The 23,411-nt window shown below is 65.2% G+C and carries 18 protein-coding genes; 11 read left to right on the forward strand and 7 right to left on the reverse strand.

Translation table 11 applies throughout. From position 1 onward, the window contains the following. Positions 1-21 precede the first annotated feature (21 nt). Positions 22-2,952, reverse strand: coding sequence for an excinuclease ABC subunit UvrA (gene uvrA, locus CH302_RS13955; protein WP_037193459.1), 2,931 nt, complete (start codon positions 2,950-2,952; stop codon positions 22-24). A gap of 260 nt (positions 2,953-3,212) precedes the next feature. Here uvrA and CH302_RS13960 point away from each other — a divergent pair, with 260 nt between their 5' ends. The 3 genes from CH302_RS13960 (at position 3,213) to CH302_RS13970 (ending at position 7,766) form a co-directional block, all read left to right on the forward strand. Beyond that, positions 3,213-3,902, forward strand: coding sequence for an MBL fold metallo-hydrolase (locus CH302_RS13960; protein ID WP_037192630.1), 690 nt, complete (start codon positions 3,213-3,215; stop codon positions 3,900-3,902). A gap of 136 nt (positions 3,903-4,038) precedes the next feature. Then, a complete protein-coding gene (locus tag CH302_RS13965; RefSeq protein ID WP_037192632.1) occupies positions 4,039-5,295 on the forward strand; it encodes a DoxX family protein in 1,257 nt (418 codons plus the stop codon). 149 nt (positions 5,296-5,444) lie between these two features. Then, on the forward strand, positions 5,445-7,766 hold the full coding sequence (locus CH302_RS13970; RefSeq protein WP_037192634.1) for a HelD family protein: 2,322 nt from the start codon (positions 5,445-5,447) through the stop codon (positions 7,764-7,766). A gap of 70 nt (positions 7,767-7,836) precedes the next feature. On the opposite strand, the gene CH302_RS13975 is transcribed toward CH302_RS13970, so the two are convergent. Then, positions 7,837-8,289, reverse strand: coding sequence for a universal stress protein (locus CH302_RS13975; protein ID WP_032378962.1), 453 nt, complete (start codon positions 8,287-8,289; stop codon positions 7,837-7,839). A 182-nt stretch (positions 8,290-8,471) separates the two neighbouring features. On the opposite strand from CH302_RS13975, the gene CH302_RS13980 reads away from it, so the two are divergent. Further along, positions 8,472-11,327 carry an alpha/beta fold hydrolase gene (locus CH302_RS13980; RefSeq protein ID WP_037192638.1) on the forward strand — a complete coding sequence of 952 codons (2,856 nt, stop codon included), beginning with the start codon at positions 8,472-8,474 and terminating at the stop codon, positions 11,325-11,327. After that, positions 11,324-12,181: an ABC transporter permease gene (locus CH302_RS13985; RefSeq protein ID WP_037192641.1), complete on the forward strand. Its 858-nt coding sequence runs from the start codon at positions 11,324-11,326 to the stop codon at positions 12,179-12,181. The genes CH302_RS13980 and CH302_RS13985 overlap by 4 nt, the downstream gene beginning before the upstream one ends. Positions 12,182-12,187: 6 nt before the next feature. On the opposite strand, the gene CH302_RS13990 is transcribed toward CH302_RS13985, so the two are convergent. After that, positions 12,188-13,054: an SCO6745 family protein gene (locus CH302_RS13990; protein WP_037192644.1), complete on the reverse strand. Its 867-nt coding sequence runs from the start codon at positions 13,052-13,054 to the stop codon at positions 12,188-12,190. A gap of 19 nt (positions 13,055-13,073) precedes the next feature. Further along, positions 13,074-15,236, reverse strand: a complete 2,163-nt coding sequence (gene uvrB, locus CH302_RS13995; protein WP_037192646.1) for an excinuclease ABC subunit UvrB — start codon at positions 15,234-15,236, stop codon at positions 13,074-13,076. Between the two features lie 77 nt (positions 15,237-15,313). Between uvrB and CH302_RS14000 the strand changes: the two genes are divergently transcribed. After that, on the forward strand, positions 15,314-15,859 hold the full coding sequence (locus tag CH302_RS14000) for a DUF402 domain-containing protein (protein ID WP_037192648.1): 546 nt from the start codon (positions 15,314-15,316) through the stop codon (positions 15,857-15,859). A 16-nt stretch (positions 15,860-15,875) separates the two neighbouring features. Here the strand turns inward: CH302_RS14000 and coaE are convergent, their stop codons facing one another. Continuing rightward, the gene (gene coaE, locus CH302_RS14005; protein ID WP_037192650.1) at positions 15,876-17,093 is read right to left on the reverse strand and encodes a dephospho-CoA kinase; all 1,218 of its coding nucleotides are present in this window, start codon (positions 17,091-17,093) and stop codon (positions 15,876-15,878) included. A 129-nt stretch (positions 17,094-17,222) separates the two neighbouring features. On the opposite strand from coaE, the gene CH302_RS14010 reads away from it, so the two are divergent. After that, positions 17,223-17,432 carry a hypothetical protein gene (locus tag CH302_RS14010; RefSeq protein ID WP_032394307.1) on the forward strand — a complete coding sequence of 70 codons (210 nt, stop codon included), beginning with the start codon at positions 17,223-17,225 and terminating at the stop codon, positions 17,430-17,432. Between the two features lie 156 nt (positions 17,433-17,588). Here CH302_RS14010 and rpsA read toward each other — a convergent pair whose 3' ends face one another. Then, on the reverse strand, positions 17,589-19,067 hold the full coding sequence (rpsA, locus tag CH302_RS14015; RefSeq protein ID WP_027497255.1) for a 30S ribosomal protein S1: 1,479 nt from the start codon (positions 19,065-19,067) through the stop codon (positions 17,589-17,591). A 215-nt stretch (positions 19,068-19,282) separates the two neighbouring features. On the opposite strand from rpsA, the gene CH302_RS14020 reads away from it, so the two are divergent. Beyond that, positions 19,283-20,110: a class I SAM-dependent methyltransferase gene (locus CH302_RS14020; protein WP_037192652.1), complete on the forward strand. Its 828-nt coding sequence runs from the start codon at positions 19,283-19,285 to the stop codon at positions 20,108-20,110. A 15-nt stretch (positions 20,111-20,125) separates the two neighbouring features. On the opposite strand, the gene CH302_RS14025 is transcribed toward CH302_RS14020, so the two are convergent. Beyond that, entirely contained in the window at positions 20,126-21,223 is a 1,098-nt protein-coding gene (locus CH302_RS14025; protein WP_094649964.1) for an isocitrate/isopropylmalate dehydrogenase family protein, read from the reverse strand. Positions 21,224-21,233: 10 nt separating this feature from the next. Here CH302_RS14025 and CH302_RS14030 point away from each other — a divergent pair, with 10 nt between their 5' ends. The 3 genes from CH302_RS14030 (at position 21,234) to trxA (ending at position 23,408) form a co-directional block, all read left to right on the forward strand. Further along, a complete protein-coding gene (locus CH302_RS14030) occupies positions 21,234-21,740 on the forward strand; it encodes a 2'-5' RNA ligase family protein (protein ID WP_037192653.1) in 507 nt (168 codons plus the stop codon). 210 nt (positions 21,741-21,950) lie between these two features. Further along, on the forward strand, positions 21,951-22,949 hold the full coding sequence (locus tag CH302_RS14035) for a helix-turn-helix domain-containing protein (RefSeq protein WP_037192655.1): 999 nt from the start codon (positions 21,951-21,953) through the stop codon (positions 22,947-22,949). A gap of 87 nt (positions 22,950-23,036) precedes the next feature. Next, entirely contained in the window at positions 23,037-23,408 is a 372-nt protein-coding gene (trxA, locus tag CH302_RS14040; protein WP_037192657.1) for a thioredoxin, read from the forward strand. Positions 23,409-23,411: the final 3 nt, after the last annotated feature.

Genomic DNA, 23,411 nt, shown 5'->3' on the forward strand with positions numbered 1-23,411 from the left:
GCCTCCAGCAGGCCGCTGCGCTCATCGGACGGCGGCGACCTTGCGGGGCTTGCGCTTCTTCGGAGCGGCCTTCACCGGCGGAGCGACGACCGACTCACGGGTGAGCGCCTCCTGCAGGAACTTGCCGGTGTAGCTCTCCGAGACCGCCGCCACCGCCTCCGGATCACCTTGCGCCACAACCGTTCCGCCGCCGGAACCACCTTCGGGGCCCATGTCGATGACCCAGTCCGAGACCTTGATGACGTCGAGATTGTGCTCGATCACGATCACCGTGTTGCCCTTGTCCACCAAGCCGTTCACGACGCCGAGCAGCTTGCGAATGTCCTCGAAGTGCAAGCCGGTGGTCGGTTCGTCGAGAATGTAGACCGTGCGGCCGGTTGACCGCTTCTGCAGTTCCGCTGCCAGCTTGACGCGTTGTGCCTCGCCGCCGGACAACGTCGTTGCCGGTTGTCCGAGTCGGACGTACCCGAGACCGACCTCGACGAGCGTCTTGAGGTAGCGGTGGATCGACGTGATCGCCTCGAAGAAGTCCGCAGCCTCCTCGATCGGCATATCCAGGACCTCGGCGATGGTCTTGCCCTTGTAATGGACTTCGAGTGTCTCGCGGTTGTACCGCGCACCCTCACAGACCTCGCACGGAACGTAGACGTCGGGCAGGAAGTTCATCTCGATCTTGAGCGTGCCGTCTCCCGAGCATGCCTCGCACCGACCGCCCTTGACATTGAACGAGAATCGACCGGGCTGATAGCCGCGCACCTTGGCCTCGGTGGTCGCCGCGAACAGCGTGCGGATCTTGTCGAACACACCGGTGTACGTGGCCGCGTTCGAGCGCGGCGTTCGTCCGATCGGCGACTGATCCACCCGCACGAGCTTGTCGAGCTGGTCGAGTCCGTTGATGCGCGTGTGCCGACCGGGAACCTGACGGGCACCGTTGAGCTTGTTGGCCATCACCGTCGCGAGGATGTCGTTGACGAGTGTGGACTTGCCCGAACCCGACACCCCGGTGACCGAGGTCAGCACGCCGAGCGGGAAGCTGACGTCGATGCCACGGAGATTGTGCTCGCGGGCACCGACCACGGTGACCTGACGCTTCTTGTCCACGACACGACGGGTGTCGGGCAGCGGGATCTCCATCCGCCCGGACAGATAGGCGCCGGTCAGTGATTCCTCGTTGGTCAGCAGGTCCTCGTACGAACCGCTGTGCACGACGCGCCCGCCGTGCTCACCCGCCAACGGACCGATGTCGACGATCCAATCCGAGGTGCGGATGGTGTCCTCGTCGTGCTCGACGACGATCAGCGTGTTTCCGAGATCGCGCAACCGCGTCAACGTGTCGATGAGCCGACGGTTGTCGCGCTGATGCAGTCCGATCGACGGCTCGTCGAGCACGTAGAGAACGCCGACGAGTCCCGATCCGATCTGGGTGGCGAGTCGGATGCGCTGGGCCTCGCCGCCCGACAGCGAGCCGGCGGTCCTGGCCAGTGACAGGTATTCCAGGCCGACGTCCAGCAGGAAGCCGAGGCGAGCCTGCACCTCCTTGAGGACCTGACCTGCGATAGCTTCCTCGCGGCGACCGAGAGTGAGGCTGTTCAGGAAATTTGCGGTGTCGGCGATCGACAACTCGCACACCTCGGCGATCGACTTCGGCCCGAAGTCGCCTGCCGCGATCGTCACCGACAGGATCTCGGGCCGCAGCCTGGCACCGTTGCAGGTGGGACACGGCACGTCGCGCATGTAGCCGTCGTAGCGTTCCTTCATCTGCTCGGACTCGGTCTGCTCCAACCGGCGGTGCAGGAACGGCATCACACCCTCGAACTCGGCGTAGTACGACCGCGTGCGGCCGTAGCGGTTCTTGTACTTCACGTGCACCTGGTGATCGCTGCCTTCGAGGACCGCACGCTTGACCTTGGCGGGCAACTTGTTCCACGGCGCGTTCAGGTCGAACCCCATGGCGTCGGCGAGTCCGGACAGCAGGCGGCCGAAGTACTCCGACGTCTGGCCCATCGACCACGGTGCGATGGCACCGTCCGCGAGGCTGAGATCACCGTCGGGAACGACCAGCTCCGGGTCGACCTCCTTGCGGACGCCGAGTCCGACACAATCCGGGCACGCACCGTACGGCGAGTTGAAGGAGAACGACCGCGGTTCGAGATCGTCGATGGACAACGGGTGACCGTTGGGGCAGGCGAGCTTCTCGGAGAACCGGCGTTCGCGGTCCGATGCATTCTCGTCACGGTCGACGAAATCGAGCACCACGATGCCGTCGGCCAGGCGAAGGGCGGTTTCCACCGAGTCGGTCAGACGCTGCTTCGAACTCGACTTGACGGTCAGGCGGTCGACGACGACCTCGATGTCGTGCTTCTCCTGCTTCTTGAGCACCGGTGGGCTCGTGAGCTGATGTACGACGCCGTCGACGCGAACACGTGAGTAGCCCTGGGTGTTCAGCGAGTCGAACAGGTCGACGAATTCGCCCTTGCGGGTGCGCACCACCGGTGCGAGAACCTGGAACTTGAGGCCCTCCTCCATGTCCAGCACCTGATCGACGATCTGCTGCGGAGTCTGCTTCGCGATCTGTTCGTTGCACACCGGACAGTGGGCCGTGCCTGCACGCGCATACAGCAGACGCAGGTAGTCGTAGACCTCGGTGATGGTGCCCACCGTCGATCGCGGGTTGCGGTTGGTCGACTTCTGATCGATGGAGACCGCAGGCGAGAGGCCCTCGATGAAATCGACGTCCGGCTTGTCCATCTGGCCGAGGAACTGCCGCGCGTACGCGGACAGCGACTCCACGTAGCGGCGCTGACCTTCGGCGAAGATCGTGTCGAAGGCGAGGGACGACTTGCCCGAGCCGGACAGACCCGTGAACACGATCAGCGCATCGCGGGGCAGGTCGATGTCGACTCCCCGCAGATTGTGCTCTCGTGCACCTCGCACTATCAGGCGATCCGCCACTGTGTTCCCTTCTTTCCGAACGAGCACGTCCAGCCGAGTTGCTGCAGGACGCAGCACTGCACGACTGTCGAGTCGCGTGATGACGTGTGATGCCGACGCATCGGTCACATCTCGTGTAACCGTGGACCCCACGTCGAAAACCTGTTGCGGTGAGGGACGAACCTCACGCAGTAGCAATGGTAGATCCAGGCACCGACACACTTTTCCATGTGCGCGACCCCGCCGCCCCTCGTGCCGTCGACGACGGTAGCGTCCTCGAAATGGACGAGCACCTCATGGTCATCGATGACAATTACACCGGCGTCGTCTCTCAGGGTTCGCAGCCGCAGCGGCGAACGATTCCCGGAGCGACGATCACGAAGATGTCGGTCGGCCCCATGGACAACAACACCTACCTTGTCGTCTGTTCCGCGACAGGTCACTCGCTTCTGATCGACGCCGCCAACGAGGCCGACCGAATCTCGTTGCTCATCGACGAGAACGCGCCGACACTCTCACTCATCGTGACCACCCACCAGCACGCCGATCACTGGCAGGCGCTGGCGGACATCGCGGGCGGAACGGATTCTCCGACCGCAGCCCACGAACTCGACGCCGAACCTCTACCGGTGGCTCCGAACCGCCTGCTGGCCGATCGGGACACCGTGTCGGTGGGTGAGCTCACGTTCGAGGTGGTGCACCTGACCGGACACACCCCCGGCTCCATCGCACTCGCACTCACCGATGCCGACGGCGCGCGCACTCACCTCTTCACCGGAGATTCGCTCTTTCCCGGTGGCGTCGGCAAGACGGGCAGCCCCGAGGATTTCACCCACCTGCTCGACGACGTGACGGCGAAACTGTTCGACCGCTTCGACGACGAGACCGTCGTCTACCCCGGCCACGGGAAGGACACGACGCTCGGTGCCGAGCGCCCTCACCTGGACGAATGGCGCGCACGGGGTTGGTGACGATCGGCGTGCTTGAGACCGAGAACCACGGGGTATGAATAGTGTGACAAAAGGACGCGCAGCGGTAGGTTTTCGTACCGCCGTGCCGTTCTGGTTCCACCGCCGATGACACGAGAAACTATGCAGGAGGCTGTCAATGCTGGTCCGCCGTATCGCCCGTCCGCTGATGTCTACGATCTTCATCGCAGGGGGCGTCGACGCACTCCGTAATCCCGCCGGCAAGGCGCAGGCCGCCACCCCGCTGATCGAGCAGGGCAAGGACGTCCTCCCCAACGAGGTCACCGCGAACGTGCCGAGCGACCCGGAGACGCTGGTCCGTATCAACGGCGGAATCCAGGTCGCGGGCGGCATCCTGCTGGCCACCGGCAAGGCACCGCGCATCGCCTCGCTCGCTCTTGCCGGAAGCCTCGTACCGACGACGCTCGCCGGACACGCCTTCTGGAACGAGACCGACCCGGAGACCAAGGCTGCGCAGCGTATTCACTTCTTCAAGAACCTGAGCCTGCTGGGCGGACTGCTCATCGCAGCCGTCGACACCGAGGGCAAGCCGTCCGTCGCATGGCGTAGCAAGCGGGCAGCACGCCGCGCGCAGGAGACCGTCGTCTCGGCACTGCCGGGGCACTCCACCCACGAGACCGGTGAGCGCGTCAAGGAAATCGCAGCCGTCGCCGCGAGCCGCAGCGCCGATCTCGCCGAGGCTGCACAGCCGAAGCTGGCCAAGTTCGCCGACGCCGCCCAGCCCAAATTGGCCAAGCTCGCCGACCTCGCTACCGACAAGGGCTCGGAGCTGGCCGAGGTCGCTCAGCCGGCACTGAGCCGCTGGGCTCACGTGGCCGCCGACAAGGGCTCCGTGCTCGCCGAGGAAGCACAGAAGCGCGGATCCAAGCTCGCCGAACTGGCCGCCGATCGCGGCAGCGACCTGGCCGAGGAAGCACAGAAGCGCGGATCCAAGCTCGCCGAGCTCGCTGCCGACCGCGGCAGCGACCTGGCCGACGAGGCACAGAAGCGCGGATCCAAGCTCGCCGACAAGGCAGCGCACCGCGGAACCGACCTCGCAGAACTCGCGCAGAAGCGCGGATCCAAGCTCGTCGACGTTGCCGCAGATCGCCGCAGTGAATTGGCCGATGTCGCGCAGAAGCGCGCGTCCAAGTTCGCCGATCTGGCTGCCGAGAAGGGTTCCGTCCTCGCCGACGAAGCGCAGAAGCGCGGAGTCACGTGGGCCGATCTGGCGTCCGACCGCGTCGAGACGCTGAGCAAGCGCGCTCGCAAGCGCGCCGAGAAGCAGAGCAAGGAACTCGAGAAGGTGACCGAGCAGGCTCGCGCCAAGCTCGAGAAGCGAGTCGCCAAGGCTCAGAAGAACTTGGACAAGAAGCTGCAGCAGTACGCGAAGTAGTTTCGCGCCGATAGCAACTCAGCGACGTTCGCACATACGGCCCTGCCCCGGAACCAGCGGTTCTGCGGCAGGGCCGTTGTGCGGCGTAGACTGCTCTGGCTGATTTCGAGGCGATATCTACGCCTCGGCCGAACTCCCGAGGAGACCCTTTGCCGGACGACGGCCACACATCGAGCGACTCCGCCGTGCCGCTCGAAGAAGACTTCGAGCAGGCGCATCTGACGCGGCTGTACACGCAGCTCGACGCCTTACGTGAGTACGCCGCGAACCGACTGCGTGCAGTGCTGTTGGAGACCGGCGGCACTCCGCAGGCCCGTAGTGAACGCGAATCGTTCAATCAGATGTACACCGAGGACATCGCCAAGTACGACGCCGCCGAGAACGGACTCTGCTTCGGACGCATCGACCTCGATCCCGAGTCCCTCGACCCCAAGGTCGACGACCGGCCAGAGCGCTACATCGGCCGAGTCGGAATTCTCGACGACAAGAACGACTACGAGACGCTGCTGTTGGACTGGCGAGCACCGATGGCCCGGCCGTTCTACCTGGCGACACCCGCCGCACCCGAGAACGTGTTGCGGCGCAGACATATTCGGACCCGCGGCCGGCGAGTGACGTCGATCGCCGACGAATTCCTCGACCTGAATTCCGCCCGATCGTCGAGCGACGCAGCCGTGGCAGGCGGCGTCGCGAGCGAAGGCGCACTGCTCTCGGCGCTCGATGCCGCCCGTACCGGTCAGATGAACGACATCGTCGAGACGATCCAGAGCGAGCAGGACGCGATCATCCGATCGCAGCATCGCAGTGTGTTGGTGGTTCAGGGCGGACCGGGCACCGGCAAGACAGCCGTCGCACTGCACCGCGCCGCCTACCTGCTCTACACCTACCGCCAGCAGCTCGGTAAGAGCGGCGTGCTGATCATCGGACCCAACGCCACGTTCCTCGACTACATCGGTCAGGTGCTGCCGTCACTCGGCGAGACGGGAGTACTGCTGTCGACGATCGGCGATCTCTACCCGGGAGTCCGCGCACAACGCGAGGACTCGGCCGTGGCAACCGAGGTCAAGGGCAGACTGTCGATGGTGGAGGTGCTGACCCAAGCGGTACGCGACCGTCAGGAAGTCCCCGCGCAGCCCCGTCGATTGAAGTTCGACACCTACGACATCACACTCGATCGCAAGATCGTCACCAGGGCTCGCGGTCGCGCCCGCTCGTCGCGGCGACCACACAACCTGGCTCGGCCGCTGTTCGTGTCCTCGGTCATCGACCAGCTGGCCAACCAATTGGCCGCGAAACTCGGGCAGAACCTCGTCGACGGGTCCAGCCTGCTCAGCGCCGACGACATCGCGGACATGCGCGACGAGATGCGCGAGGACCGGGACGTCATGGCGGCCGTGGACGAACTGTGGCCGGACCTGTCTCCCCAGCAGGTTCTCCGCGACCTCTTCGCATCACCCGAGAAGATCGCCTCGGCCGCGCCTGCACTGGACGAGGTGGAGCGTGCGGCGCTCGTTCGTCGGGGCCACGGCTTCTCGTCGGCCGACGCTCCCATGCTCGACGAACTCGCCGAGCTGCTCGGCGTCGACGACGCGGCCGAACGTGAACAGGCACAACGTCAATGGCGCGGTCAGATCGCCGATGCCCAGGGTGCACTGGACATCCTGACCGGTTCGGCACCTCAGGACCTCGAGGACGAACTCGATCCGGAGATCCTGATGGCCTACGACCTCATCGATGCCGATCAGCTTGCGCGACGGCAGAATTCGGGTCAGCGACTCACAACGGCCGAACGGGCCGCCGGTGACCGAACGTGGACCTACGGGCACGTGATCGTCGACGAGGCGCAGGAACTCTCTGCGATGGCGTGGCGAATGGTGATGCGGCGCATACCGAATCGGTGGATGACACTGGTGGGCGATACTGCGCAGACCGGTGACCCCGCCGGGACCTCGTCGTGGGGTTCGGTTCTCGAACCGTATGTGGCCAAGCGCTGGAAGCGAACCGAACTGACGGTGAACTACCGAACACCCTCCGAGATCATGGCCGTGGCGCACGACGTGTTGGCTGCCATCGATCCCGAGCAGTCCGAGCCCCGGTCCATTCGCAGCACCGGAGTACGACCGTGGGCACAGCGAGTGGCAGATGCTGATCTGGTCACCGCGGTGGAGAAGCGAGTGGCCGATCACCCGCGCCCGGGCCTGAGCGCCGTGCTGGTTCCCGCAGGCCACGTCGACCGATTCCGCCATCTGGCATCGGAGCTGGTCACCGTGTCGACGGTCAAGGAGGCCAAGGGACTCGAGTTCGACTCGGTCCTGATCGTCGAACCCGGTGCCATCGTGGCCGATTCGGTCAAAGGTATGAACGATCTGTACGTGGCGCTCACCCGAGCCACGCAGCGACTCGGCGTGGTGCACGTCGACGCATTACCGGGTGAACTCTCGGCGCTGCAACCGTTCGAGCCGGAAGCCTAGAGAACCGCACACAGCAACGGCCCGCTCCGTCGATTCGACGGAGCGGGCCGTTGCTCGAGCGGGGGTGAAATCAGCGGACGGTGTGCACGATCAGAACGTCGCAGGTGGACTTGCGAGCGGCGTCCGACGGGACCGATCCCAACAGGCGGCCCGTCAACGAGTTCAGGCCGCGGTTACCCACGACGAGGAGGTCGCCCTTGACCTCGTCCACGAGTGCCAGCAGCGACTCGACGGGAGCACCGACGATCGCCTTCTCCTCGATGTTCTTCGCACCGGCCTTGGTGGCGTGCTCGCGCGCGGTGCGCAGAATCTCACGCGTCGGTGCCGATCCGGTGATCTGGTAGGCGTCCTCGCGCAATGCGTCGGCGGCAGCGGACGTGTCCTTCGGATCGGCCGGGTAGTACGCGCAGGCGATCACCAGGGTGGCATCGGCGTCTCCTGCCAGAGCCGCGGCCTTCTCCACTGCCCGCAGTGACGATTCGGAGCCATCGGTCCCGACGACGACGGTGCGGTAGGCGCTCATTCATTCCTCCATTTGTCGGTCACACACAGATGTGACACTTCTGGTCCAACTCGATTGGTGCAAGTCACAGGACCGAAAGACGTGGTCCGGGGACTGATTCGCTGACATTAGCCGCAAGCGGCCGATCGGCACGTGAACTTGGGGAACAACACGATCCGCGCCACTCACATACATTGGTTTGCATGCCGATTCCCCGCCCGCCACTGTCGAGACGGGCCATGACCGTCGGTGCCGCAGTGATTGCAGTTCTGGCGGTAGCCGCTCTCGCATTCGTAGTCCTCCCCCAGGATTCGAGCGCCGACACATCCACGCGTGATGCGCGCATCACGCTACCGGACAGCCCCGGGTCGACGGGCACTGTCGACATCGACGCACGGCTCTACGCCCCCGCCGTCACCCCCGCGCCGACGGTGCTGCTCGCCCACGGCTTCGGCGGCAGCAAGGACTCGGTCGACGGTGAGGCACGTGACCTCGCGGCGCGCGGTTACACCGTGCTCGCCTACAGCGCACGCGGGTTCGGCGACAGCACGGGTTCGATCTCGCTCAACGACCCCGATCGTGAGGTCGCCGACGCCCGTGGACTCATCGACTGGCTCGCCGAACAACCGGAGGTGGAACTCGACGCTCCCGGTGACCCGCACGTCGGTGTCGCCGGCGGATCGTACGGCGGCGCACTGGCACTGAGCGCAGGCGGCACCGACCCACGTATCGATTCGATAGCCGCAGCGATCACCTGGAACGACCTGGGTCAGGCCCTGTTCCCCAACTACGGCGTCACCTCCGCCGAGGGCCGAGAAGCTCTCGGCGACACCGTCACTCCCGCAGCTGCCGAATACGGCGGACCCGGTGTCCTCAAGCGCGGCTGGGCCGGAGTGTTCTTCGGAGTGGGCGCAGCGAGTGCACCGCCCGGCGGCAGCGGCGACGACGGCACCGATTCCGGCACCGCCGAGGGCACCTCGGCCTGCGGACGGTTCGCACCCGAATTCTGCGACGCCTACACCCAATCGGCGGTGACCGGAATTCCCAGCCAAGAACTCCTCGATCTGCTCACGGCCCACTCGCCGATCGCGGTGGCGTCGAACATCACCGCACCGACCCTGTTGGTGCAGGGCACCCAGGACACGCTGTTCGGTCTGGATCAGGCCGATGCGACGGCGCGTCAGATCGCGGCGGCCGGTGGGAACGTCACCGTGCGATGGTTCGACGGCGGCCACGACGCCGGCGGAACGGACAGCACGAGCGATCAGGCCATCGCCGACTTCTTCGACACGACGTTGCGTGACACCGACACCGGTGCCGGTACCGGCACCGAGCCGTTCGTCTACTCCACTCAGCGGGCAGCCGACGAGCGCGGCGGCGACCGCAACCGCCGCATGACAGCTCCCGACTACCCGGGGCTGACCGACGACTCCGACCCCACCCGGACCCGATCGGTGACGTTCACTCCCGCTGCGGAGAACCAGTCGATCATTCGTCCGCCCGGAGCGTCCCCGTCGGCGATCTCGTCGGTACCCGGATTGGGCTCGGTGCTCTCGACTCTCGGATCGACCGGGGCCGGAGCAGCCCTGACCGCGGACCTGCCGGGCCAATCGGCAACGTTCACCAGCGATCCAGTCGATACGTCCGTGACGATCACCGGTGCCCCGCGAGTGAACCTGCGCGTGGCGTCTCTGGCCGCACCCGATCAAGCCGTTCTGTTCGCGAAGCTCTACGACGTCGCACCGAACGGCACGAGAACACTTCCGGGTGGTGCGGTCTCGGCGATCCGCCTGCCGGCCACCGAGGGCATCGACCCCGTCGACGTCACCGTTGCGCTGCCTGGCATCAGCTACACCGTCCAGCAGGGTCATCGCCTCGAACTGAGCATCTCCACCACCGATCAGGCCTACGCCGTTCCGCTCGAACCGGCGCAGTTCAGCGTGGCCATGGCCGACAACACCATTGCGCTCCCCACCGTCCCCGCGGAGGCGAGCGCCAACAGCACCGTGCCGGTGGCACCGCTGATCGGCATCGGGGTCGTCCTGCTCGCTGTCGCCGGTGCGATCGTGGCCGGAGTCGTACGGACCAGACGCCGCGCAGTTGCCGAAGTGGACGAGAGTCTGATCGACACTCCCCTGGTGATCACCGATCTGGCCAAGACGTACTCCAACGGCTTCCGCGCGGTCGACGGCGTCAGCTTCGAGGTGAAGCAGGGCCAGGTTCTCGGTCTCCTCGGGCCCAACGGTGCAGGAAAGACCACTACCCTGCGCATGTTGATGGGCCTGATCACTCCCACCGGCGGCGACATCAGGGTCTTCGGCCACAAGGTGACGCCTGGAGCCCCGGTGCTGTCCAGATTGGGCTCCTTCGTCGAGGGATCCGGCTTCCTGCCGCACCTGACCGGAACACAGAATTTGCGGCTGTACTGGGAAGCGACCGGTCGCCCGATCGAGGACGCTCATCTCGAGGAAGCCCTGGAGATCGCCGACCTCGGCACAGCGATCGAACGCAAGGTCAAGTCGTACAGCCAAGGCATGCGGCAGCGGCTCGCGATCGCGCAGGCGATGCTGGGGCTGCCGGATCTGATGGTCCTGGACGAGCCGACCAACGGACTCGACCCACCGCAGATCAGGACGATGCGCGACGTGCTGATCAACTACGCGAAAACCGGACGAACCGTGTTGGTGTCGAGCCATCTCCTCGCCGAGGTGGAGCAGACCTGCACCCACGTGGTCGTCATGAATCGCGGATCGGTGATCAGTTCGGGCACTGTCCGCGAACTGACCGCGGCAGGCGGACAAACGGAGATCAGGGTCGACGACGCCACCCGCGCGCAGTCGGTGCTGGGTGCCTCCGGCCACGACGGCGCGGTGATCGTCGACGACGGCACGGTGACCGTCGACCTGACCGATGCGGATGCCGCCGTCGTGATCAGAGAGCTCGTCACCGCGGGGATCTCGGTGCGCGGATTCTCGCAGTCGACGCGTCTCGAAGACGTGTTCCTCGACCTCGTCCACCGAGACACCCCCGGGTCCGACACCAGCAAGGATCGCTCATGAGCACCACACACGCAGACGGGCGCGCTGCCGGGTACACCGGCAGTAGCACCTTGCCGTTCCGTACCGAGTTGCGCAGGCAACTGGGACGTCGCCGCACTCAGCTGGCCATCGGCTTCCTCGCCCTGCTTCCGGTGATCCTGGCCATTGCCTTCACCGTCGGCAGCTCGAGTGCGGACTCGGATGCCGATGGGCTCATCGAGCTCGGCACCCGCGGTGGCATGAACTTCACGGTCTTCGCTCTGTTCATGTCGGTTGGCTTTCTGCTGATCGTGGTGGTGGCCCTGTTCTTCGGCGACTCGGTGGCAAGCGAAGCCTCGTGGTCGAGCCTGCGGTACCTGCTGGCCATTCCCGTGCCCAGGAGTCGTCTGCTGACGCAGAAGGCACTGGTGTCGGCGACCCTGTCCAGTGTTGCGATCCTGGTGCTCGTCGGGGTGTCACTGTTGATCGGCACCGTGATGTACGGCGCGGAGTCGCTGATCACCCCGCTGGGTGAAGGACTGCCCTACGGCACCTCGCTGGTACGGCTGCTGATCGCGGTCGCCTACATCGGGATCAACCTGCTGTGGGTCGCCGGCCTCGCGATGCTGCTGTCGGTGCTCACCGACGCCCCTCTCGGGGCCGTCGGCGGCGCCGTGATGACGTCGATTCTGATGCAGATTCTCGATCAGATCACGGCACTGGGATCACTCCGCAACTACCTGCCCGGGCACTACGCCAATTCCTGGATCGACGCTTTCGGCACGAGCATCGACTGGAACGACATGGTGGTCGGCTCGTTCTCGGCCATCACGTACGCAGCCGTGTTCGGGTTGATCGCGTGGCGACGTTTCGGCACCAAGGACATCACCAGCTGAGGCGGCCTACTTCTTCTTGATTGCGGGCCCGAAGACACCCTCGGGAATGACGCCCGCACCGACGATCGTCTCGCGCCACGGCGTCGCGAGCGAAACCAGCCGAGCGGCACCGTCCTCGCCGAGGGCGGCCCACGGCGCAACTGCGAGGTCGTTGGTGATGTCCTCGACCAACGTACGGAGATCCTTCCCGTCCTGGGTCAGCGCACCGTCGGACGAGAGCAACTCTCGGTCGGCCAGAGACGCGACCGCCCCGTCCCACTGCTCGGTCGACCATCCGCGACGCTTGCGCGCGAACTCCTTCTCGAAGCCGTAGCCGGTGGCGGTATGGGTGATGAGCGCTTCGAGACCGCTCAGGCCCGCCGTCTGCAGCGCCGCGATGTGGCCGTCGCCGCGGTATTCCCGGATCAGAGTCAGGGCGTGCCACAGCACCAGGTGCGGTGCCGTCGGCCAGTCGAGCTCGGCATACGCGGCGTACAGGGGTCGACCGTCGTCACCGGGAATTCCACGGGCCGCGATCGATGCCAGGTCGGCGGCCTCGGCCATGTCCGTTGACGTGAGAACCTCGGGGCCGAGCAATCGACCGAAGGCGGCATCGAGAGTGGCGTACCGGATGGCCATGATCTCGTCGGGTGATGCGATGTCCCAGGCGGCCGGGATGAGCGGCGCCACCAGCTCTCGGTTGAAGTTGTAGAACGTCGCGGTGACGACACCTGCACCGACCCGGCCCAGAGGCGCTGCCCGGCCCGCGAAGTAGCAGGCCCGCGGCGGCAACCCGGTGGCGACGAGTGCGTCCTGCGTCTCCGGAAGGAAATAGGTCATCGAGTGGATCAGTTCGAGCGCGCGAGAGGTGCGGCCTGCGGTGGTTGCGTCCATCGCTGAACCGTATCCGAACCTATTTGAGGCCGGCCGCATCCATCCCGCGCAGTTCCTTCTTCAGGTCCTGGATCTCGTCGCGCAGTCGGCCGGCGAGCTCGAACTTGAGCTCGCGTGCGGCGTTCATCATCTGGTCGGTCATGTTCTTGATCAGATCGGCCAGTTCGGCGCGCGGCATCGACGACACGTCCTGGCCCTCGTACACCCCGGTGCTGACCGACCGGCCCGCCTCGCCCTGCGCTCGACGTCCGCGGCTGGCGTTGCGACCGGACCCACCGACCTCGACGACCGACTCGGTGTCCTCGGCTTCCTGGTACACCTGGTCGAGGATGTCGGCGATCTTCTTGCGCAGCGGCTGAGGATCGACGCCTCTCTCCTTGTTGTACGCGATCTGCTTCTCGCGCCGACGTTCGGTTTCCTCGATCGCGTAGGTCATGGAGTCGGTCATCTTGTCCGCGTACATGTGGACTTCACCGGAGACGTTTCGGGCGGCACGTCCGATGGTCTGGATGAGGCTGGTACCGCTGCGGAGGAAGCCTTCCTTGTCGGCGTCGAGAATCGCCACCAACGAGACTTCGGGCAGGTCGAGACCCTCACGGAGCAGGTTGATGCCCACCAGTACGTCGTACTCCCCCAGCCGGAGTTGCCGGAGCAGTTCGACGCGGCGCAGCGTGTCGATGTCGGAGTGCAGGTAGCGGACACGAATGCCCAGTTCGAGCAGGTAGTCGGTCAGATCCTCCGACATCTTCTTGGTCAGCGTGGTCACCAGCACACGCTCGTCCTTCTCCGCGCGTTCCCGGATCTGGTGGACCAGGTCGTCGATCTGGCCCTTGGTCGGTTTGATGACGACCTGGGGATCGACGAGTCCGGTCGGACGAATCACCTGTTCGACGAACTCTCCCCCGGTCTGCCCCAGCTCGTACTTCCCCGGAGTCGCCGAGAGGTAGACCGTCTGACCGATCCGCTGAGTGAACTCCTCCCACGTCAGCGGTCGGTTGTCGGTCGCGGACGGCAGGCGGAACCCGAAGTCGACGAGGTTGCGCTTGCGCGACATGTCGCCCTCGTACATCGCCCCGATCTGCGGCACCGTCACGTGAGACTCGTCGATGACGAGCAGAAAGTCCTCGGGAAAGTAATCGATCAGCGTGGCGGGCGCAGTGCCCGCCCCACGGCCGTCGATGTGCCGCGAGTAGTTCTCGATGCCCGAGCAGAACCCGACCTGTTTGATCATCTCCAGGTCGTATTGCGTCCGCATCCGTAGCCGCTGTGCCTCGAGCAGCTTTCCTTTGCCCTCCAGCTCGGCGAGCCGACCTTCGAGTTCGGCTTCGATGTCCTTGACGGCTCGCTCCATCCGCTCCGGACCGGCAACGTAGTGGGTGGCCGGGAAGATGCGCACCGAATCCACCTGCCGAACGATGTCGCCGGTGAGCGGATGGAGGTAGTACAGCGCCTCGATCTCGTCGCCGAAGAACTCGATGCGAATCGCCAGTTCCTCGTAGGACGGAATGATCTCGACGGTGTCACCGCGAACCCGGAACGATCCGCGGGTGAAGGCCATGTCGTTGCGGGTGTACTGCACGTCCACCAGCAGCCTCAGCAGCGCGTCACGCTGTACTTCGACGTTGACCTCCAGCTCGATCGACCGATCGACGTACGACTGCGGAGTACCGAGACCGTAGATGCACGACACCGACGCCACCACGACCACGTCGCGGCGCGAGAGCAGAGATGCCGTCGCCGAGTGCCGCAGCCGCTCGACGTCGTCGTTGATGGACGAGTCCTTCTCGATGTAGGTATCGGTCTGCGCGATGTACGCCTCGGGCTGGTAGTAGTCGTAGTAGGAGACGAAGTACTCGACTGCGTTGTTGGGCAACATGTCTCGCAGCTCGTTCGCCAACTGCGCAGCCAGAGTCTTGTTCGGTGCCATCACCAGAGTGGGGCGCTGCAGCTTCTCGATGAGCCAGGCCGTGGTGGCCGATTTACCGGTACCCGTGGCACCGAGAAGAACGACGTCCTTCTCGTCCGCCTTGATCCGCCGTTCGAGCTCGGCGATGGCGGTCGGCTGATCGCCGGCCGGCACGTGTTCGCTGACGACCTCGAACGCCGGTCCGGTGCGCTCGATGGCACCCACCGGACGGTGTTCGGAGTGCGCGACAACGGGATGTTCGGATGCAAACGCCATTACACAAGCGTAGACGCGACCACCGACAAGTTCCGTCGGGCAGACCCAGGACGTCGTTCCCGGTAGCTTCTACAGGCATGGTCGCTCACACGTCAGCCGGTGCGCACGCCGTCGTTCATGCCCCCAAGCACGAGACGTTCGACCTCGTCGCCAAGACGAACGTGGATCCCAAGGGGTTCGTCCGGGTCGTCGACGAATACCGCGTCGAGCCGTGGGGGTTGTACATGGCCCGACCCTCGGACCATGCCCACTTCGATTACCTCGAGTCCTGGCTACTGCCCGCTCTCGGGCTCCGCGCCTCGGTGTTCCATTACCTGCCGGCTCACGCGAGGGACCAGGACTACTACGTCGACATCGGCGAGTACACCGCCGGCACCACCGAGTGGACGTCCGTCGACCACTATCTCGACCTCAGTGTCCGCACCGGCCGCGATTACGACCTGTTGGACGTCGACGAATTGTTCGACGCTCGGGTTGCGCAACACCTCGACACCCCGACGGCCGAGCTCGCGCTGGCCAGATCGATCACCGCCATCGAAGGACTGACGCGGCACGACTACGACCTGAACGCGTGGCTCGCATCCGTCGGAATGCCCACCGAGTGGAACGGCAAGCCGTCCTGAGTCGGTCGACCCCGATTCACGCGGTCCAGTTCGACTGCTCCGCCCACTGCCATGCCCGACGGTATGCCACATCGAACCATGGGGCCTTCGCGTTCTCGTAGGCCTCGATCGCCGATCGGAAGTCGGTGATTCCGGCAGCGGCCTCGGAGGCGCGTCGCTTGATTCCGGCGTACTCGGTCGTGATGCTGTCGTCCGCCCGCAGCCAGTCACGGAACAGTAGTGCGAATGTCTGATTCGGCCAGCCGTCCACCCGGATGTGCACGTTCGCCGGCCGGCCGGGGTCCGCGCTGCCGTGAAAACGCTTGGCCCACACGGCCGGATCCGCTTCGCCGCCGATTCCGTATGCGGGCTTCGGATGGTCGAAGTTGCTCGCCTCTCGTCGGGGGAACCCCGCCACACGCAGCTGCTCGGCGACGGAATCAGCGTCGTCGAGGCCTCGCACGGTGATCTGAATGTCGATGACATCCTTGGCGTCGAGGCCAGGCACTGCGGTGGATCCGATGTGGTCGATTCGGAGTGCTTTGTCGGCGCAGGCCAGGGCCAGGCGCGAGATGATGCGTCGGGCCTGCGATTCCCACGTGGGGTCGGCCGTCACCTGTTCCGGATGAACACGCGCGATGACCCCCTCCCTGATGTTGCGCTCGAAGGGAATCAGACGGTCGTTCCACAGGGCTCGGACGACGTCGTCGACGCTGCCCGGCGCACCGGTGTTGTCGATCCACACGTCTGCCGCGGCTCGGCGCGCATCATCGGTTGCCTGCGCTGCGATACGCGCGCGAGCGTCGGCCTCGGGCATACCTCGCTGTCCCGTCAGACGACGCACCCGCTCCTCGGCGTCGACCCACACGATGACCACGAGGTGGAAGAACGGGCCCATCGATCCCTCGACGAGGAGCGGAATGTCCTGCACCACTACGGCATCCGATGCTGCTCCGTCGATGATCTCGGCGGTGCGCTCACCGACCAACGGATGAACGATCGCGTTGAGTTTCTTGCGGGATTCCTCGTCACCGAATGCTTTGGCCGCCAAGGCCGGACGGTCGAGCGAGCCATCGGGTGCGAGAATGTCGGCTCCGAAGGTATCCGTCAGGCGTTGCAGCCCAGGTGTTCCCGGCTCCACGACTTCACGGGCAAGTACATCGGAGTCGACGAGCACTCCCCCGAGTTCGGTCAGCACCTTGGCAACGGTCGATTTTCCGGCACCTATTCCACCGGTCAGTCCCAGTCTCAGCATGCACCCAGTCTGACACTCGAACACGCCGAAGCACACCAGCCTCAAATGCACCGGTTTCGGAGGCCGGTCGGTTATCTTCGACGAGCGCGACCTCGATGTGCCGACCCACAGCTATTGAAAAGGACACCCATGCGAAGCAATCAGATCCAACCGGGTCGGCACCGCCTTGGCATGGATGCAGGCGTTCATTGCATTCTCATCCCGGAAGTTGCCTCGGCGTTGGCCGACCACCGGCGTAACTGGTTCACCAACCTCCTGACCCCCGCCCGCCACAGCTTCGCCACCATGCGCAAGCGCACGGAGAGCGTCGGCCAGTGGAGTCCAGCCACCGCCGCGTAGTTCGCACTCCCCCTCCACCATGGGCCCGGTTCATCCGAACCGGGTCCATTGTCGTGTCCGCACGTTCTCTGCTCACCTGATTCGAACGAGAAAGCCCCGGTTCTCACGTGGAGAACCGGGGCTCGGTGTCACACCCTCACGGGTGGACCACTTCTATCAGGCGTTGCCCGACAGCTTCTCGCGAAGTGCAGCGAGCTGCGCATCGCTGGCCAGCGATCCACCGGTCGAGGCCGGAGCCGACGCTGCGGGAGCGTCGCCTTCTGCATCGGCGGGGGCCTGACCCGACTCGGAGGAGTAGTTGGTGTTGGCGGCTTCGGCAGCTTCGTCCTTGGCCGTCTTCTCCATCTGAGCGGTGTGCATCTTGTGGCGACGCTCTGCCTCGGCGTAGCGACCTTCCCACTCTTCACGCTGCTTCTCGTAACCTTCGAGCCATTCGTTGGTCTCGGAGTCGAAGCCCTCGGGGAAGATGTAGTTGCCACCCTCGTCGTACGAGTCGGCCATGCCGTACTTGGACGGATCGAACTCTTCTGCGTAGTCCTCGTTGGCCTGCTTGAGGCTCAACGAAATCCGGCGACGCTCGAGATCGATGTCGATGACCTTGACGAGTGCGTCGTCGCCGACACCCACGACCTGGTCCGGAACCTCCACGTGGCGCTCGGCCAGCTCGGAGATGTGCACGAGGCCCTCGATGCCCTCTTCGACGCGCACGAATGCACCGAAGGGAACCAGCTTGGTGACCTTGCCGGGCACGATCTGGCCGATCGCGTGGGTGCGAGCGAACTGGCGCCACGGATCTTCCTGAGTTGCCTTGAGCGACAGGGAAACACGCTCGCGGTCCAGGTCGACGTCGAGAACCTCGACGGTGACCTCGGTGCCGACCTCGACAACCTCGGACGGGTGATCGATGTGCTTCCAGGACAGCTCGGAGACGTGCACGAGTCCGTCGACGCCACCCAGGTCCACGAAGGCACCGAAGTTGACGATGGAGGACACGACGCCCTTGCGGACCTGGCCCTTCTGAAGCTGGTGCAGGAACTCGCTGCGGACCTCGGACTGGGTCTGCTCGAGCCATGCGCGGCGCGACAGGACCACGTTGTTGCGGTTCTTGTCGAGCTCGATGATCTTGGCCTCGATCTCCTTGCCGACGTACGGCTGGAGATCGCGGACGCGACGCATCTCGACGAGCGAGGCGGGAAGGAAGCCACGAAGACCGATGTCGAGGATGAGTCCACCCTTGACGACCTCGATGACGGTGCCCTTGACGGCCTCGTCCTTCTCCTTGAGCTCCTCGATCGTGCCCCAAGCGCGCTCGTACTGAGCTCGCTTCTTGGACAGGATCAGACGGCCTTCCTTGTCCTCCTTGGTGAGGACGAGTGCTTCGATCTCATCTCCCACGGAGACGACCTCGTTGGGGTCGACGTCGTGCTTGATGGAGAGCTCGCGGGAAGGAATGACGCCTTCGGTCTTGTAACCGATGTCGAGTAGAACCTCGTCACGATCGACCTTGACGATGGTGCCCTCGACGATGTCACCATCGTTGAAGTACTTGATCGTGGCGTCGATGGCGGCGAGAAAATCCTCTGCGGAGCCGATATCGTTGACGGCTACCTGCGGTGAGGTTGTGGTTGAGGGCATGTGTTGAGTTGCTCCGGACGGGTTGGGTATCGGTTGATGGATGTTCGGTCGGACTTGGTGAAACGTGTGCAACACGAGCATCTTCGGCGAATCCGTTGACGGATCCGTATGCGCCGACGTCGAGCGAACCCGACCTGGGCGCAGCATGAACACACTCGCGTTGAACAGGGTACGCGATGCCGCAGTACCAGCACAAACCCGGTTAGAGTCGGCGTGTGACCGATCTTTCCACACCGTCGTCCACTCCCGGCCGCGGCCGAATCGATTCGGTCGCCAGCGACCGTGCGAGTCGTCTCTGGTGGGATTCCGACGCCGACAACTACCACCGTACGCACGGCGCGTTTCTCGGCGTGACGACCGAATCCGGGGAGTTCGTCTGGTGCCCGGAGGGACTGCACGAGGGCGACGTGCATCTGCTCGGTGACGTCGTGGGCAAGGACGTCCTGGAAGTGGGCTGTGGCAGCGCACCGTGCGCCCGCTGGCTCGGAGCTCAGGGTGCGCACGCCGTCGGCCTCGACATCTCGATGGGCATGTTGCAGCGCGGCGTCGACGCGATGAACACGGGCGGATCGACGGTTCCGCTGGTCCAGGCCAGTGCCGAGTCCTTACCGTTCGGCGACGAGCGGTTCGACATCGTCTGCTCGGCCTTCGGGGCGGTGCCGTTCGTCGCGGACTCCGCCAATGTGATGAAGGAGGTCGCGCGGGTACTGCGGCCGGGCGGGATCTGGGTGTTCGCGGTCAATCATCCGATGCGCTGGGTGTTCCCCGACGATCCCGGCGTCGGCGGTCTGACCGCGACGATTCCGTACTTCGATCGAACCCCGTACGTCGAGTACGACGCCGACGGGACCCCGAACTACGTGGAGCATCACCGCACGATCGGTGACCGTGTGCGCGAGCTGGTCGCCGCAGGTCTCGAGGTGCGCGACATCGTCGAACCGGACTGGCCGGAGTGGCTCGACCGTGAGTGGGGTCAGTGGAGCCCACTGCGCGGGCAACTCTTTCCGGGCACCGCGATCTTCAGCAGCCGCAAACCGCTCTGACCGGGAGCGCCGCGATCAGCGCCGGTGAACTCGGGCCTCGACGGCCTCGGTGAATGCACTGGTCGACGCCTGCCCGCCGAGGTCGGCTGTCGCGACCCCGGATTCGACCGTGGCGTCGACAGCGTGTCGGATCCTGCCTGCGGCCGCGGCCAACCGTTCGTCGCGATGCCGCGGCGCGAGCCACTCGAGCAGCATCGCCGCCGACAGGAAGAGCGCCGTCGGATTGGCACGGTTCTTGCCTGCGATGTCCGGGGCAGATCCGTGCGAGGCCTGCGCCATCGCCTGCGTTTCCGAGGAATTGATCGACGGCGCGGTGCCGAGCGACCCGGACAGCTCACCCGTCAGATCCGACAGAATGTCGCCGAACATGTTCTCGGCCACGATGACGTCGTAGTCCTCGCCCCGCCGAACCAGATGCGCCGCGAGCGCGTCGACGTGCTCCTCCGTCACAACGACGTGCGGAAATTGCTCTCCCACGGCGCGGCATGCATCGCGGAACAGTCCCGTCGTCATCGACAGGACGTTGGTCTTGTGCACGATGGTCAGTTTCCTGCTGCGTCGCTCGGCCAGCGAGAACGCTTCGCGTGCGATGCGTTCGCAGGCCGCGCGCGTGAACACTCCGACCGCCAATGCCACATCGGGAGTGGGCATGAACTCCCCGCTGCCGACGAACATATTGCGATCGGCATAGAACCCCTCGGTGTTCTCCCGCACGACCACCAGATCCATCCGCGGGGACACCGCCCGTACGCCGGGCAGTGCCTTCGCCGGCCGGATGTTGGCGAACAGGTCGAAGTTCTTGCGAATTCGTCCGCCCGGGGTCAACTGCGATCGGAACGGTTCCGGATACGACGCACTGTCGTGTGGTCCCAGAATCCAGCATTCGAGTGCGGACAGTTCTCCCAACGTGCTGTCGGGTATCGGCGTTCCGTGCTCGTCGATGGCACCGAGCCCCAGCGGCAGGTGCACCCAGTCGACGGCCGGTCCACCGGCGGCTGCGAGGGCCGCGTCGACCACCCGAATCGTTGCGGGAACGATCTCGTGGCCGATGCCGTCGCCGGTCATGGCTCCGATCCGTAGCGCCGTTGCATGGGGACCGTCCGTCTGAGACATCATGGCCTCCATGGTGCAGTCCGCAGAACTTCTCCTCGACGCCGGCCTCGACGCATCGGTGCGCCGCGAGTGGGCGGCGCTGTCCGACGCTGGACTCCCGAGCCAGAACAGCCACCGCGGTGAGTCGAACCGCCCGCATGTCACCGTCGCGGTGGCGTCGTCGATGCCGGCCGCGGTGGACGATGGCGACGCGGTCCGCTTCGATCCGTTCGATGTGCGTCTCGGAGGACTCGTCGTGTTCGGCGGGCGAACGATCACCCTGGCCCGACTGGTCGTTCCGTCGAGCGAGTTGCTCGATCTGCACGCACGGCTGCACGAGGTCGTGGGCGAACGTTCGCTCGACCACCTCGAACCCGGCCGATGGACACCGCACGTGACGGTGGCCCGACGGTTGACGCCCGAGGAGGCAGGAGCGGCGGTGCGCCTGCTCTCGGCCGACGTCGACGATCTGGTCGGATCTGCGGTTGCGCTGCGCCGATGGGACGGCGAGGCCAAGCGCGAATGGCGGATCGGCTGAGGCCGGGCACCTCAGAACCGGAAATCGCCGAACTGGGTCACCTCCGCGTGGGTATCGGGAGCGAAGCCTGCAACCACGAGGGCGTCGAGGGCGAGCAACAACAACACAACTACCAATACAATTGTCATGCCGCTAGCTTCCAACCTGCGGAGAGCGTGCACGAGTGGCAGTAACGCCATATATCGACGACTTTCTGCCATACTGCTTTTCATGCTGAAACGAGTGGTTGTCGCGCTGATGCCGTTGACCGAACAGTTCGAGCTGGGCGTCGCCTGCGAGGTGTTCGGATTCGATCGCTCGGACGAGGGCCTACCCACCTACGACTTCTCCCTGATCGCAGGCGTCCCCCAACCGATCCGCACCCGCGTCGGTTACACCATCGACGTGCCACACGATCTCGACAGTCTCGACAGCGCCGATCTGATCATCATTCCGGCCGGTGGCACCGAAGCCGCCGATGACGGTACCTATGTCTGCGGAGTCGGATACAACTCGTCCATCGAGCCGTTACTGGCCAAACTTCGCGCGGCCGTCGACCGGGGTGCCATGGTCGCCAGCCTGTGCAACGGCGCGTTCGTTCTGGGCAAGGCCGGCCTGCTCGACGGCCGCCCCTGTACGACGCATTGGCGGCATTCCGCTTTGCTGGCCGCGAAATACCCACTCGCGCAGGTCGATCCGAACGTCCTCTACGTCGACGACGGAAACGTGCTGACCAGCGCAGGCACGGCAGCCGGCATCGACCTGTGCCTGCACATCGTGCGCAAGTACCAGGGCAGCGTCGTGGCCAACGGGATCGCCCGCCGGATGGTCGTTCCGCCTCATCGCGACGGTGGCCAGGCTCAGTTCGTCACCAGTCCCCTGCCCGCCACTCGCACCGAGACGCTGGCTCCGCTGCTGGACTGGATGACCGAGAATCTCGACTCCGAGCTCACCATCGGTCGGTTGGCGGCGCGGGTGAACATGTCGGCGAGAACCTTTGCCCGCAAGTTCGCGGCCGAAACCGGAACCACACCCGCGCGCTGGCTCAACGACCAACGAGTACTGGCAGCGCAGCAGCTGTTGGAGAATTCGGATCTGCCGATGGATTCGATCGCCGAGGTGGTCGGCTTCGGAAATGCCGCCGCTCTGCGGCAGCACTTCGTGCGGTTGCGATGCACCACACCGAACTCGTACCGCCGCACGTTCCGTGCCGCACCTCAGCCCGCCTGACACGCCGCGCTCCGACCCGGCCGGGATGATTCCGGCCGGTAGCTGCGTTGAGACAATCCAGAAGCGCAATCAATCGAAAGGGACCGCGTGGCCACTCAGACTTTGACCCAGCAGAATTTCGACGAGATCGTGACGAACAACGACGTGGTGTTGGTCGATTTCTGGGCATCCTGGTGCGGACCGTGCCGCCAGTTCGCGCCGACGTTCGAGAAGTCGTCCGACGCACACCCCGACGTCGTGCACGCCAAGGTGGACACCGAGGCCGAGCAGGGGCTGGCAGCCGCAGCGCAGATCCAGTCGATCCCGACGATCATGGCGTTCCGCGAAGGAATTCTCGTGTACGCACAGCCAGGCGCACTGCCTGCACCTGCGCTCGAGGACCTCGTCGGTCAGATCAAGGCACTCGACATGGACGTCGTGCGCCAGCAGATCGCCGAGCAGGCTCCCGCAGCGGAGTAGCTC

Source organism: Rhodococcus sp. 15-2388-1-1a, from assembly GCF_002259145.1.
In the GTDB taxonomy this organism is placed as follows: Bacteria; Actinomycetota; Actinomycetes; order Mycobacteriales; family Mycobacteriaceae; genus Rhodococcoides.

Bases quoted from the DNA above. Each gene is read 5' to 3' on its own strand.
- CH302_RS14035 (WP_037192655.1), top strand. From the start codon at position 21,951: ATGCTGAAACGAGTGGTTGTCGCGCTGATGCCGTTGACCGAACAGTTC.
- CH302_RS14030 (WP_037192653.1), top strand. From the start codon at position 21,234: ATGGTGCAGTCCGCAGAACTTCTCCTCGACGCCGGCCTCGACGCATCG.
- CH302_RS13965 (WP_037192632.1), top strand. From the start codon at position 4,039: ATGCTGGTCCGCCGTATCGCCCGTCCGCTGATGTCTACGATCTTCATC.
- CH302_RS13985 (WP_037192641.1), top strand. From the start codon at position 11,324: ATGAGCACCACACACGCAGACGGGCGCGCTGCCGGGTACACCGGCAGT.
- CH302_RS13975 (WP_032378962.1), bottom strand. From the start codon at position 8,289: ATGAGCGCCTACCGCACCGTCGTCGTCGGGACCGATGGCTCCGAATCG.
- CH302_RS14010 (WP_032394307.1), top strand. From the start codon at position 17,223: ATGCGAAGCAATCAGATCCAACCGGGTCGGCACCGCCTTGGCATGGAT.
- CH302_RS13960 (WP_037192630.1), top strand. From the start codon at position 3,213: ATGGACGAGCACCTCATGGTCATCGATGACAATTACACCGGCGTCGTC.
- uvrB (WP_037192646.1), bottom strand. From the start codon at position 15,236: ATGGCGTTTGCATCCGAACATCCCGTTGTCGCGCACTCCGAACACCGT.
- rpsA (WP_027497255.1), bottom strand. From the start codon at position 19,067: ATGCCCTCAACCACAACCTCACCGCAGGTAGCCGTCAACGATATCGGC.
- coaE (WP_037192650.1), bottom strand. From the start codon at position 17,093: ATGCTGAGACTGGGACTGACCGGTGGAATAGGTGCCGGAAAATCGACC.
- CH302_RS13980 (WP_037192638.1), top strand. From the start codon at position 8,472: ATGCCGATTCCCCGCCCGCCACTGTCGAGACGGGCCATGACCGTCGGT.
- CH302_RS14025 (WP_094649964.1), bottom strand. From the start codon at position 21,223: ATGTCTCAGACGGACGGTCCCCATGCAACGGCGCTACGGATCGGAGCC.
- CH302_RS13990 (WP_037192644.1), bottom strand. From the start codon at position 13,054: ATGGACGCAACCACCGCAGGCCGCACCTCTCGCGCGCTCGAACTGATC.
- CH302_RS14000 (WP_037192648.1), top strand. From the start codon at position 15,314: ATGGTCGCTCACACGTCAGCCGGTGCGCACGCCGTCGTTCATGCCCCC.